The 12,816-nt window shown below is 65.2% G+C and carries 14 protein-coding genes; 9 read left to right on the top strand and 5 right to left on the bottom strand.

The annotated features are described in order from the left end of the window. Positions 1–33 precede the first annotated feature (33 nt). The 5 genes from HYG81_RS32700 to HYG81_RS32680 form a co-directional block, all read right to left on the bottom strand. Complete coding sequence (locus tag HYG81_RS32700) at positions 34–1,725, bottom strand: bacterio-opsin activator domain-containing protein (protein ID WP_180840363.1); 1,692 nt, start codon at positions 1,723–1,725, stop codon at positions 34–36. After that, the gene (locus HYG81_RS32695) at positions 1,725–2,186 is read right to left on the bottom strand and encodes a response regulator (RefSeq protein ID WP_180840362.1); all 462 of its coding nucleotides are present in this window, start codon (positions 2,184–2,186) and stop codon (positions 1,725–1,727) included. Before HYG81_RS32695 ends, HYG81_RS32700 begins: the two co-directional genes overlap by 1 nt. Beyond that, positions 2,179–5,136 (bottom strand): PAS domain-containing protein, encoded by a 2,958-nt coding sequence (locus HYG81_RS32690; RefSeq protein WP_180840361.1) that lies wholly within the window; start codon positions 5,134–5,136, stop codon positions 2,179–2,181. Before HYG81_RS32690 ends, HYG81_RS32695 begins: the two co-directional genes overlap by 8 nt. 272 nt (positions 5,137–5,408) lie before the next feature. Next, positions 5,409–5,660, bottom strand: coding sequence for a hypothetical protein (locus HYG81_RS32685; RefSeq protein WP_180840360.1), 252 nt, complete (start codon positions 5,658–5,660; stop codon positions 5,409–5,411). After that, positions 5,644–6,675, bottom strand: coding sequence for a Cdc6/Cdc18 family protein (locus HYG81_RS32680; RefSeq protein WP_180840359.1), 1,032 nt, complete (start codon positions 6,673–6,675; stop codon positions 5,644–5,646). The genes HYG81_RS32685 and HYG81_RS32680 overlap by 17 nt, the downstream gene beginning before the upstream one ends. A 1,390-nt stretch (positions 6,676–8,065) precedes the next feature. Between HYG81_RS32680 and HYG81_RS32675 the strand changes: the two genes are divergently transcribed. From HYG81_RS32675 to HYG81_RS32635, 9 genes are all read left to right on the top strand, one after another. After that, complete coding sequence (locus tag HYG81_RS32675; RefSeq protein WP_180840358.1) at positions 8,066–8,980, top strand: GNAT family N-acetyltransferase; 915 nt, start codon at positions 8,066–8,068, stop codon at positions 8,978–8,980. A gap of 408 nt (positions 8,981–9,388) precedes the next feature. Beyond that, complete coding sequence (locus HYG81_RS32670) at positions 9,389–9,775, top strand: DUF7971 family protein (RefSeq protein WP_180840357.1); 387 nt, start codon at positions 9,389–9,391, stop codon at positions 9,773–9,775. Positions 9,776–9,866: 91 nt separating this feature from the next. Then, the gene (locus tag HYG81_RS32665) at positions 9,867–10,217 is read left to right on the top strand and encodes a hypothetical protein (protein WP_180840356.1); all 351 of its coding nucleotides are present in this window, start codon (positions 9,867–9,869) and stop codon (positions 10,215–10,217) included. Positions 10,218–10,264: 47 nt separating this feature from the next. Then, positions 10,265–10,543: a ubiquitin-like small modifier protein 1 gene (locus HYG81_RS32660; RefSeq protein ID WP_180840355.1), complete on the top strand. Its 279-nt coding sequence runs from the start codon at positions 10,265–10,267 to the stop codon at positions 10,541–10,543. 71 nt (positions 10,544–10,614) lie between these two features. Continuing rightward, positions 10,615–10,824, top strand: coding sequence for a hypothetical protein (locus tag HYG81_RS32655; RefSeq protein ID WP_180840354.1), 210 nt, complete (start codon positions 10,615–10,617; stop codon positions 10,822–10,824). 93 nt (positions 10,825–10,917) lie between these two features. Next, complete coding sequence (locus tag HYG81_RS32650) at positions 10,918–11,718, top strand: AzlC family ABC transporter permease (RefSeq protein WP_180840353.1); 801 nt, start codon at positions 10,918–10,920, stop codon at positions 11,716–11,718. Beyond that, positions 11,708–12,028 (top strand): AzlD family protein, encoded by a 321-nt coding sequence (locus tag HYG81_RS32645; protein WP_180840352.1) that lies wholly within the window; start codon positions 11,708–11,710, stop codon positions 12,026–12,028. Before HYG81_RS32650 ends, HYG81_RS32645 begins: the two co-directional genes overlap by 11 nt. 57 nt (positions 12,029–12,085) lie before the next feature. Then, positions 12,086–12,346 (top strand): MoaD-like domain-containing protein, encoded by a 261-nt coding sequence (locus tag HYG81_RS32640; RefSeq protein WP_180840351.1) that lies wholly within the window; start codon positions 12,086–12,088, stop codon positions 12,344–12,346. A 1-nt stretch (position 12,347) separates the two neighbouring features. Further along, positions 12,348–12,782: a DUF8048 family protein gene (locus HYG81_RS32635; RefSeq protein WP_180840350.1), complete on the top strand. Its 435-nt coding sequence runs from the start codon at positions 12,348–12,350 to the stop codon at positions 12,780–12,782. Positions 12,783–12,816 lie beyond the last annotated feature (34 nt).

Raw genomic sequence — 12,816 nt, 5'->3', positions numbered from 1 at the left:
GAAAAACAGACGTGTTCGACCCGGAAACAACTCCTACTCCCCGAACATCGAGTTGAAGAACTTCCGCTCGGCCGTCCGGAGGTGCTGATTGAAGGTGGCGGGCGCGATGCCGAGGCGCTCGGCGATCTCCTCGCCGGTGCTGCCCCGCGGCCAGTCGAAGTAGCCCGCGAAGTAGGCCGTCTCGAGGGCGGCCCGCTGTTTCTCGGTCAGGTCGTCCTCGAGGACGGACGACGCGCCGCTGTCGCTGCGCTCGCTGCGCTCGGTGGTCCGCTGTGCGAGATAGGTGACGTCGTCGCGCTGGGTCCTGATGAGTTCGATCATCTGGCGGGTGTCCCGGCCGCGCGGGAGTTCGACGACGAACCGGAACTCCCCGTCGGCGATCGTCGCCGAGGCGACGCGGCCGCCGTGGGTGGCGATCGTCTCGAACAGGGAGACGGCGGCGGGTGCGACGAGTTCGAACTCGAACTCGTCGCGTCGGGCCGCGAGCAACCGAACGTCGCGGATGCCGTCGGTCCGATCGGTGGCCTCGAGAAACGCCTCCTGAGAGACGCCGTGTGCCGAGCCGTAGGCCAGGAGCGTCTCGTCGCTGCCGACCAGTTGCTCGAACTCGATCGTACACGACTCCGTCGTCGAGAGTTCGACCAGTTCCTCGGCCATCGCCTCGACGCGGAACTCGAGTTCGACGACGGCGTCGCTGACGAGTGCGTCCCGGCGTTCGATCGCGGTGATCGCGTGGGCAATGACGTCGCCGATCCGGCCGAGAACGGCGGTCGCGGGGCCCTCGAACGATCGCGGTGACGACGAGTAGACGTTCAATACGCCGTAGACGAGATCCTCGTGGGTGATCGGAATCGCGACCGACGACCGGTAGTCGCGGGCGCGTGCCGCCTCCCGCCACGGTCCGAACTCGGGATCCGCGCCGGTGTCGTTCATCACCTGGACCTCCCCGGTTCGGATCGCCGTTCCTGCCGGCCCCCGTCCGCTCTCGTCGTCCTCGTCGACGGTGACGTCGATCTCCTCGAGATATCCGTCCTCGACGCCGGCCGCCGCGTTCGGGACGACGCGGTCGCTGCCGGGATTGACGCTGCCGATCCACGCGAACCGATAGGCGTCGTCCTCGGCGAGTCGGTCACAGACCTCCTGTTCGAGTTCCGCGCGCGTCTCGGTCGTGATCACCGCGTGGGTGATGTCGTGGCCGATCCGGTTGAGCCGGTTGAGCGCCTCGAGTTGCTCGCGCTGCTGGCGGCGTTCGCGCTGCTGGCGGGCGCGCTCGATCGCGTGGTGGATCGTTCGCACCAGGAGTTCGCTGGTCACCTCGTCTTTGACGAGGAAGTCCTGGGCACCGCGCTGGATCGCCTCGACGCCGACCTGCTGGTCGCGGACGCCGGTCAAAACGACGATCGGCGTCTCTCCCGCCGCTTCGTGGACCGTCTCGAGGGTGTCGAGCCCCTCGCTATCGGGGAGGTTCAGATCGAGCAGGACGATATCGGTGGACGATGATTCGATCGTCTCGAGGCCCTCCTCGAGGCGGGTTTCGCGGGTGATTTCGGGCGTCTGACTCGCCGTCTCGGAAGGGGTGACTCGCTGGGCGAGTTCCTCGGTTCCCCGAAGCATCTCCTGTATGAGACGGGCGTCGCCGGGGTTGTCCTCGATCAGGAGGATGTGAAGCGCGTCCTCGGTCTCCGCGCCCTCTACATCGACGGTCTGGGTGTTCGTCTCACTCATCAGTTGTCGACCTCCGGTGGCAGTCGGACGACCGAGAACCAGAACTTCTCGAAGGCGCGGACCGTCTCGATGAACTCGTCCGGATCGACCGGCTTTGTGAGGTAGGCGTTGGCGTGGAGTTCGTAGGACTTGACGACGTCCTCCTCCGCGCGGGAACTCGTCAGCACGATCACCGGGATCGCACGCAACACCGGATCGTCCTTGAGTTCCTCCAGGACCTCTTCGCCGTCCTTGCCGGGCAGATTGAGATCCAGAAGGATGAGGTCCGGGCGCGGTACGTCGGCGTACTCGCCCTGCTGGGAGAGAAACGCCAGCGCTTCGATGCCGTCGGAGACGACGTGGAGGTCGTTCTCGATCCGTCCCTGTTTGAACGCCTCCCTCGTCAGGCGGACGTCGCCGGGATTGTCCTCGACTAACAGGATCTGTGCCGGCTCGGACTGTGGTCGCTCTGACTTACTCATCGGTCACTGATTCCATCGGCGAATCGGTCTCGGTATCGGCCTCGCGGGCCGGCGCGCGTGCTCGCTCTTCGTCCTCTTCGTCCGCGTCGGGTACCGTCGGCAGCGCGACCGTAAACGTCGACCCCTCGCCGGGCTGGGAGTCGACGCTGATCTCGCCGCCGTGGCGCTCGGCGATGCGCCGACAGAGTGCGAGTCCGATCCCGGTGCCGTCGTACTCCTCGTGACTGTGTAGCCGATCGAACACCTGGAAGATACGATCCGTGTCGCTCGAGTCGATTCCGATCCCCCGATCGCGAACTGAGACCTGCCATGTTTCCCCATTGTTATCGGCGAATACGGATATACGTGGGGTTCCATTACTCGAGTAGGTGATCGCGTTGTCGAGCAGGTTCTGAAACAGCTGGCGGAGCTGTCCGGGATCGCCGTAGACCTGCGGCAGCGACTCCGCGGTGATCTCCGCATCGGTCTCGTCGATCCGTACCTCGAGGTCGGCCAGTACGTCGTCGATAACCGCCTCGCAATCGACGGGACAGAACGGATCGCCCTGCGTGTCGACCCGGGAGTACTGGAGCAGCCCGTCGATCATCTGCTGCATGCGCTGGGCGCCGTCGACCGCGAACTCGATGAACTCCTCGCCGTCGGCGTCGAGTTCGTCGGCGTACCGCTGCTCGATGAGCGTGAGATAACTCGAAACCATCCGCAACGGCTCTTGGAGGTCGTGGGACGCGGCGTAAGCGAACTGCTCCAACCGCCGATTGGACTCCTCGAGGTCGCCGACTACTCCCTCGAGTTTCTGCTGGTACTCCCGCTGGTCGGTCACGTCGCGCCCGATCCCGGTCACGACCGGCTCGCCGTCGGGGTTCTCGAGTTTGGAGGCGACGAACTCGTAGGGTATTTCGGTGCCGTCTTTCGTCTGCACCGTCGCTTCGACGCGCGTGTGTCCCGTCTTGAAGGCGTCCGCGATCGCAGTCGAGATATCGGTCGCGTCTTCGCCCTCGAAGAACTCGAGGGCATGCATCGACTCGACCTCGGCGTCCGTATAGCCCGTCACGTCCGTGAGCGTCTCGTTCCACCGCATGAGATCCCCCGTCTCGTCGAGGACGTAGAACACGTCGTCGACCGCGTCGAGCACGTCGTCGGTGTACGCCTTGAACCGCTCGAGGCGGGTTTCCCGCTCGCGCAGCTGGCGCTGTTTCGCCTTCGACTCGGTGACGTCCTGGACCATGAGCATCCCGGCGAACACCTCGCCCCGGTCGTCTTCGACCGGTACCGCGTGGGCCGACCACTCACGGTCGTGGCGTTCGAACTCGAAGAAGCGGTGCTCGCCAGCGAGGGCAGCGTCGAAGTTCGCCTCGAAGGTCTCGCGCGTCTCGCCCTCGTAGCGCTGCTGGACCGTCTGTCCGACGAAGTCCGAACCGGTCGTGTTTATCTCCTCGAGGATCTGTCCGCCGGCGAGCGTGTACTCCATGGTCTCGTCGAACAGCGCGACGAGCCCGTTCGGGAACTGTTCGACGAGGGTTCGGTACCGTCGTTCGCTCTCCACGAGGTCGCGCTGGTGGGCGCGCTGCTCGAGTTCGTAACTGACCCACTGGGTCGCGAGTTCGACGAAGGACCGCTCCGCCGGAGTGAACGGTTCCGAGCGCGTCGCCTCGTCCTCGAAACAGAGGGTTCCGTACGGTTCGCCGTCGACGATCACCTGCCCGCCGAGGTACGCATCGAGTTCCCACTCGTCGTAGGCGTCGGCGTCGATGCCGTGCTCGAGCGGCGAATCGGTAAACGCGAGCAGCCCCTCGGATTCGATTGTCCGCTTGCAGTAGGACGTCGACAGCGGCGTGACCGTCCCCGGGCGAAGCTGCTCGTTGGAGCCGCTCGCGTGGGTCACCTCGAAGCGGTCGCCGGCCTGGTCGATACGGGCTAGAAAGCCGCCCTCGAGCCCGAGGCGCTCGCGTCCGAGCGCGAGCAAGCCGTCGACCTTCTCGTCGAAACTCAGCTCGCGGTCGGCGGTGATCGCGTACAGTTGCTGTAAGGTGTGGTTCGTCTCCGCCAGCTCCCGTTCGGTCCCCTTGCTGTCCGTGACGTCCCGGAAGTAGACCGACAGCCCCGTCTCCGAGGGGTACGCGTGGACCTCGTACCACGCCTCGAGCGGGGGAAAGTACTCTTCGAAGCTGGTCGGCTCCTGCGTTTCCATGGCCCGATGATACTCCGCTTCGAACGTCGAACCGACCGCGGCCGGGAACGCTTCCCAGAGATTCTCGCCGAGCAGTCCCTCGCCCTCGGGATCGATCAGTTCCCGCGCTCGCTCGTTGACGTATGCGATGGTCCAGTCGGTGTCGAGCCCGAAAAACGCGTCCGTCACCCGATCGACGGTCGTCTCGAGTTCGCTCTCGAGGCGGTCGCGCTCGGTGATGTTCTCGATGGCCGTCGCGAGGAGGTCGGCGACGCTCGCGGCGAACTCGATCTCGCGGTCGGTGAACGCGCGATCCGCCGGTGCGTGGATGCAGAGAACGCCCCACGGCTCCTCGCTCGAGCCGATCCCGACGCAGATTCCAACGGAGCCGTCGATCCTGACGGAGCCGTCGCGACCGGCGAGTCGATCGGGGGTGAACGGGTCATCACCGTGGTCGTCGCGCTCGGCGTCCGTGACGACCGGCTCCGCGGATCGGATCGCGGCACCTGCCCACGAATCGGGATCGGTCGGTACCGTCACGGAGCCGACGGCGTCCTCGTCCCAGCCGTCGCCCGCCCGCAGCACCGCCGCGTCGCCGTCGGGGCGCAGTTCGAGGACCGAGCAGGCGTCGACCGCGAGCGCATCCGTAGCGGCAGCGGCCCCCTCAGCCAGCATTCCGTCGAGGTCCGTCGACTCGAGGGCCCGCTGGCCGAGTTCCGCGAGGGCCTCCTGCCGGCGGACGCGTGAGCGGAGAGTACCTGACGAAGAATCGGAAGCAGCCATGTACGATCAACACACGGGCAGATGGTGTAAACCTAGCGCTATCCCTCCTCTCAAGCCAGTATTTAGCGTTTCAGTGAATTTCGCGTTTTAATGAAAGTAGCTACCGTTGATCGGTAGTCGCCAGTTTCCGCAGTCGGTGATCACCGATTTCCACAGTCAGTCGACGACCGTCAACAGCCGGATCGTCCGGCCGTCGCGCAACGACCGCCAAATTCGGGCGCGGCTCCAGCCCAGCGGCGAGGTGACGCTCTCATAGGCCCGCACGAGCAGCGTTACGTAGTAGTCAGCGTCGTACTCTGCGGGGCCTCGAGTGCAAGTCTGACGCGCTCGGAGCCGCGCGAATCGTCGTCCGTGACGACGTACTCGACGGACTGATCGGGATGGCAGTCGATTCCGCGGCGTTCGTACCGCTCGAGCGCGGCCACGATGTGGGTCCGCTGGCCGTAGTCGACGAGGGACTTCGAGACGCGTTTCGTGATCGCGAGCGCCGCCGCTCCTCCATACTGGTCACTCGTTCTTCTCACCGTCCCCGCGATCCGCATCGACGAGCCGATAGGTCCGGCCCCGGCGCTTGCCGACGGCCTCGATCAGATCGTAGTGGACCATCTTCGTCAGGTAGTTCCGCAGGGTTCGGTTCGTCTTCGGCTCGTCGACCCGACGCTCGTACTCCTCGTAGAGGTCGCCGGGTTCGATCTCGCCCGCGTCGGTAATCACGTCGTAGAGCACCCGCTGGTGTTCGATCAACCCCTCGACGGTCTTCCGGCGGATCGCGGTCCGCGCGTCCGGGATCGCCGCCTCGAGCGCGTCGTCGGTGATCGACGCCAGCCCCTGTTGCTCCGCGCGACGAGCGGCCGATCGCAACACCCCGATTCCGACGCGAGCGTCGCCCGAGGCGGCGTCGGCGACCGTCCGCAGCTGGGAGTCGGTCACCGCGCCCGGCTCGAGTGCCTTTTCCGCCCGTTCGGCGAGGATCGCGGCGAGTTCGTCGGTGCCGTAGCGATCGAACCGGACTCGAGTGCCGGCGTGAAACCGCGAGCGCACCCGATCGTCGAAGCTCGCGAACAGCTCCTCCTCGCGGTTGGCGATCAACACGGGCGAGACGTGTCCTAATCGGTGGAGATCGTACAAGGCGGCCGTCTCCTCTAACTGGTCGACTTCGTCCAGAATAACGACGATCGGCTCGTCGTCGGCCCGAGAGAGCCGCTCGAACAGCTCGTCTTTCGGCGTCGAGCGGTGGACATCGACCGCCCGATCGACACCCTCGAGGACCCGGTAGAGGACCCGAAATCGCGTGTACTCCTGCCAGCAGTTGACGTAGGCGACCCGTACCGCCGGCTCCTGTTCGCGTAGCTGGGCCAGCGTGTAGCGAGCGATGCAGGTCTTGCCGACGCCGGTCGGCCCGAAGAGGAAGGCCGGATCCGGCCGGTCATCGGACAGCAGCGGCTCGAGGGTCTCCGAGAGGAGGTTCACCTCGTCGTGGCGGTGGACCACCTCACTGGGCACGAAATCCTCGCGCAGGACGCGGCCGTCGACGATCACGTCGGATCGGTTCGTTCTCGATGATATTAAACGACGCCGGGCCGGTTCCGAAACTTCCGAAAGCGGCTCTGATTCGATATCGCAGTATATCATTTATGCGTGGAGAATGCGCGTAGCTGGTAGCACGCGTGGGTACTGGCGATCCGCCGCGTGTGAAAGCCTGAATCGGCGGATTATCGCCGCGTTTCCGACCAGTCCGTCACGAGTTCGACGCCATCCCGAACAGCGTCGGGAACCCGGTGCGTCACCCTGGTTGAGACCGCAGTATCGGAAACGAAGCGAATTCGTTCAGCGATCGATCGGGAGTTGCGATCTCCGGAACGGCGGTTGCCAGAACGGCGGTCGTCGGAATCCGGCGCATCCTCGCCGACGAACACAGCAGACCGGTCAACGATGATGCGGCGATTCGACGAGCGGTCGAAACGGCATTCGATCACTCCCGTCCGAACGCTCGCGTTGCCAGATCGGGACGAAACCCCAGTTCGGACGAACTGCGTGCCTAACAAGTGATTCAACCGTACCGCTGTCGGTCGGTCGTGGTCAGGTGTCCGGGAATAGAGCGGGACCATCGGCGAGTCGATTGGAGCCGTGATCGGGCCAGAACGAACGAAAATCGACTGCTTAGCTGATCGCGAACAGGTTCTTGATCGCTTACACCCCGGGTTCGCGGCCGTGAAAGTGCCAGGTTCTCGAGCACGGATCCGGGAGCTGCAACTGTGTGGATGCCTCGCAATTGGACACTACTCGAGCTCACCTTCAGCTAATCGCGACGCCGTCTTCTGAAATCGGCAGCCGCGTGAGGGGGAGACTACCAGTCGACTTCGTCACTGCGATCTGTTCTCGAGAAGTGAAACCGAGAACGGTTTTCACCCACACGAGACGGACACCGTTCCTCGTGCTGAACCCGACCGAATACACAACCCTCCAGAGGGAGGAGTCGGTGACACCGGCTCGAGAGAATACCCACTGACTATCGGAGGCGAACGATCGATGTCGAGTCGAAGCAGTCTCGTTCGGATGACCACGCAGCGCCCGTTTCGGAGACAGACGCTCGAGCGCTCGTTCAGTTCGGTGTGCGAACGACCCGTTCCCGGTGTGAATCGATGAATCCGTTGTCGTTCCCCTGGGTCGTCCGGCTGTGACTCGAGTCCAGTACCATCCACCCATCGAAGATGAACCACATAAGGCTATATCAAATCCCGCTGCTCGATCATCGCCCTCGGTCGAAGAAACTGCGACGGCTAACGCGAGATTGGCCCGACGTGACCGGCGTGAGGAATCGTCGAAACGACTCGAGCTGACGAGCAATGGATCGCTTCGCGGCGGGTGCTCGCGGGTAGCGATCGATATGGATCGCATACTAATGCCGTCAGTCGGCGGGCCCGTCCGTATGAGCATCTACCCGACGGGCTCGTTCGAGAGCGATCTCCAGCGGCGAGTGTACGAGTACGTCGAGCGGAACGGTGCCGTCACGCTGGCCGAGCTTGCCCGATCGATCGAGACCGACGGCGGTCGAGCCCACTCGAAGCCCGCCCGATCGGGTGCGTATACCGAAACGGTGCCACCCGCGCCGGACGACCTCCGAGCGGCGCTCGAGGCGCTGCGAGCCGACGGCTACCTGACGGAGGACGAGGGAAAGCTCCGGGTCGCGCTCTCGGCCACGACGACGGCCCTCGAGTGCGAGGACGGGGTCGTCACGATCCGACCGGCGCGCGAAGAGGATCGGGCGGGCGTCGTCGAAACGATGCGAACGGTCGTCGATGACGGCACGTACGTCGTCGCCGAGAACGTCGCGACGGAACTCGAGCGCGAGCGAGCGCTCGTCCGGGCCAACGAGGAGCGGTCGCGGATCGTGTTCGTCGCGGTCCGCGGGCAGGCGTCAGTCGTGGACGACGCCGAAACGGACGAAGGCGCTGAGTCGGACGAGGGGGCCGAATCGGACGGTGCCAGAGAAGAGGAGGTCGCCAAGCCGGAGGAGGACGCATCGACGGGGGACCGCGAGGTCGTCGGCTGGCTCCACCTCGACGCTCCCGAACTCCAACCGCTTCGACACACGGCTGAAGTGACCGTCGGGGTCGATCCCCAGTATCGGCGGCAAGGGATCGGCTCATCGCTGCTCGAGTACGGTCTCGAGTGGGCGACCGACGCCGGCTATCGGAAGCTCTACCAGAACCTGCCGGCGACCAACGAGGCCGCGATCGAGTTCCTCGAGGAGAACGGCTGGCAGCGCGAGGGCGAGCACGAGGGCCAGTACTGTCTCGACGACGAGTTCGTCGACGAGATTATGCTTTCGACGTGGCCCTAGACAATGTGAAGTTCAGCGGTGTTTTGTAGCAATGCCGTCGTTCAGCCGAAGACGAGTATTCGATCAATACGGATTGTTGCTAAACGGGGAATTCGGATGGTACTGTGAGAAACGACATGTCCTGCTATCGTGGCAACAGGGAATCGCCACGCCCTCCCCAGCCGATTCGCTCATTGCGTTCGCTCATCCCTCGCGCAGCATCGAGCCGCGGTTCGCTGTCCGCTCACCGCGACCCAGCGCGCGCCACCGCACACATTGACCAGTCTGGATCGATACGTCGTTTCCCATCAGATCTGTCTCCGTTCATCGGGCAGTGGCAAGCAACCATGTCGTAACTCGGATCACAGTGGTCCAGCACCGACCGAATCGGGGACCACGTTCATGCCAGTCGACTGCATACAGCGTCACATGGACGAAATTACCCTCGGCGTTCCGGAACCGATACTCGAGCGACTGCCGGACGACGACGAGAGCGCGGCGTCGGACATGCAGAAGGCCGTTGCGGGCTGGGAAGAGCAACTTAATCGGGTCATCGCGGAGGCCGACGACGAGCGCGAGGCCGCCGGGAAAGTGCTCGAGGCGGTCGATCGCTTCGAGGAGCGCTACGAGACCTACGACGCGTTCGTCCCCGAACTGCGGGCGTGGGGGCAGTCGCCGATCTACGCGATCGCGTGGCGGACGCTGTACGCCGACGTGATCGCCCAACTCCACGCGCACGACGAACTCGGCGACCACCTCGATCGGGAGCGAAACGCACGACTCGTCGAAGATGGGATCCGCCTGAAAGACCTATAGCGATCCCCCAACGCGGTCTCGAGACGGACGGAGAATGTCCAGCGGACGTCTCAGTCCAAGCGTTCAAATCCGCAGACTGACTAGGGAGCGTATGGAGTTCGCTGTATCCCGGTCGGGGACGACGCTCGTGACGCTACATGGCGGATCCGATACGACCGCCTGCGACGATGCGACGACCGAACTCGCGGACACCCTCGAGTCCCTCGCGACCGCGGGGACGATCGCCGACTGGGAGATCGACGACGCGGACGTGTACGAACATCCGAACGGTCCGTTCGACCCGTACACGATCACCCTCGAGTTTTCGATGACGGTCACCGTCGAGGCCGACGACGCCGATGCAGCGACGGAGATCGGCGCGAGTGCCATCGACGACGCGCTCGAGAACGCGGGCATCGAATCGGTCTCGTACACGACGTCGCCGGCGGCATCGGCTGCCTGATCCGGCCCACCGCCCGCACTTATGGCGTCCGAACACGAGTATGGGGTATGGACATCGATCTCCGGTTTTTCGCCACCTTTCGGGAAGCCGTCGGGGAAAAAGAGCGAACGCGCACGGTCGACGACGACGCGACCGTCGGCGACGTCCTCACCGCCCTCGAGACCGAGTACGACGGCCTCAAGGGGCAGTTACTCGAGGACGGAGCGATCCGTCCGCAGCTGAGCGTATTGAAAAACGGCCGCAACGTGGTGCACATGGCGGGCGTCGAGACCACATTGGAAGCGGGCGACGTGGTCTCGGTGTTCCCGCCGGTCGCCGGCGGGTAACGGGGCGAAAGTCGTCGCGAAACGGTGAGGGTCCCCGTACACTTTTTATCAATGTAAGAATAGTATCGCGTATGCTCGATGTCGTCGCCGAACTACTACTCGACCTGGGGTTCGACCGGCTCATCGGCAGCGGCGACAACCGGACGACGGCCCAGCAGTTATGTCTCTTCGTCGGCGTCGTGGTTGTCCTGCTCGCGGTCGCCCTCGCAGTCGTCAGCGGCCCGTGGTACGGACTCGCTGCGGCACTCGTCGGCGTCGCACTGATCGTCTATGGGCGGTGAACCGCCGGTCCTTCGTGCGAAGCGCTGTCGATAATCACGGCGTCTGCGCGCGATTTCGAGAACGCTTTACGCCTCGTTCGACTCGAGACGAACGTGACGGAAACGGACGGCAACGACCCTGATTCCGGTCCCATCCCCAGCGAATCCGCTGGCCGGCCGTCGGACGAACAAACCGAGGAGACGCGGCTCTCGGCGGCTGACGAGACCGAGTCCGTGACGTTCGGCCGCGAGGGGATCCGCGCCGGCTTTCTCACCTGCCTCCCGGTCGCGATCGGCGTCGGCGGCTACGGGATCGCATTCGGGATGCTCGCCCGCCGGGCCGGACTGAGCGTCGCGGAGGCGGCACTGATGAGCGCGACCGTCCTCGCCGGGGCCGCCCAGATCGTCGCCGTCGAACTCTGGGCGGAGCCGATCCCGGTCGCGACGATCGTCCTCGCGACGCTCGCGATCAATCTCCGCTACTCGCTGATGGGCGCGGCGCTGGGACCGTGGTTCGAGCGGCTCTCGGCGCTCCGGGGCTACGGGAGCCTACTGCTGATGGCCGACGAGAACTGGGCGCTGACGATGCGCGAACTCAAATCCGGCAGCGGTCGCGGCGCGTTCCTGCTGGGGACCGGCATCGCGATGTGGGTCTTCTGGGTCGGGGCGACGATCGTCGGCGCGGCCGCCGGCGGCGCGATCGGCGATCCGACGCGGTACGGGATCGACTTCGTCCTCGCGGCGGTCTTCGTCGCGCTCGCAGTCGAACTCTGGGAGGGGCGCTCGACGCTCGTCCCGTGGCTCGTCGCGCTCGCGACCGCCATCCTCGCCGCGGAGTTCGTTCCGGGCCAGTGGTACATCCTGCTCGGCGGCTTCGCGGCCGCCGCGGTGGAGGTGATCCGCTATGATCGGTGAGGGGGCCCTCGCGCTCGACCCGCTCGTCGTCGGCCTCGTCCTCGCGATGGCGCTCGTGACCGCCCTCACGAAGGTCGGCGGGTTCTGGCTCCTGCGCCGAATCGACGTGAGCGAGCGACTCGAGGCCGGACTCTCGGTGCTGCCGGGGGCGATCGTGATCGCGATCCTCGGGCCGGAACTGGCGGCCGGCGGCCCGGCGGAGTGGGGCGCGGCCGGCGTCGTGTTGCTCGTCATGTGGCGAACGGAACACATCCTGCTGTCGCTGTGCGGCGGCATCGGGGCCGTCGTGTTGTTTCGTGCACTCGTCTAACGGGGCACGTGTTACTGCCGAACGCGATTTTATCTGTCCGGCAATCGAATCGGGTGTATGGTAACCCGTCTCGAGCGTTCCTTTCGCGGCATCTCCGAACGGCTCGCGATCCGGTATTTGACGAATCTGGGCGGCGAGCGGGTCGACGAGGACTCCGTCGAGGGCGACGACTGGACGGCGACGCTGTCATCCGAGACGGTCGACATCGGTCCCTCGCTGCAGCTGACCGAGGTGACGGTCACCTTCGAGGGCGAGGAGGACACTCTCGAGCCGCTCGTCGAGCGGTTCGCCCAGAAGGCGATGCGCGCGGGTGGGTGAGATGGCGGGCCAGCCGATCGAGGGCCAGGTGCTCGTCCTCACCGCCGCCAAGGCGAGCGTCCCGCCGACGCGGCTGCCCGATCTGGTCGAACGCGCGCAGGTCGCGCTGGGATCGGACCTCGAGCGCTACCGTCGGGAGTACGAACGGCTGTACGCGGATGCGGACCTCGAGATATTCCTCGTCGACTGGGGCCACTGGGAGGAGATCGGTGACGAGATCGACGTGACCGACCGCGAACTGTCGGCCATCCGCCGGGCACACGAGGAGCAGTTGCTCCGAATCGGCCGGCGAACGGACCGCGAGGACGAGTTCGAGACGGCACTCGAGATCCGGGAGCCGGTCGTTATCGGGACGGACGAGGGTGAAACCACCGGCGATACCGACGGCGAACACACCGGCGACACCGACGGCGAACACGAGTCGCCGAGTCGATAGGACGCGACACCGGACGGCCATCACTGCCGACGAC

Source organism: Natrinema zhouii (assembly GCF_013456555.2).
Lineage (GTDB): Archaea > Halobacteriota > Halobacteria > Halobacteriales > Natrialbaceae > Natrinema > Natrinema zhouii.
This window is presented reverse-complemented; position numbering and strand designations above follow the sequence as displayed.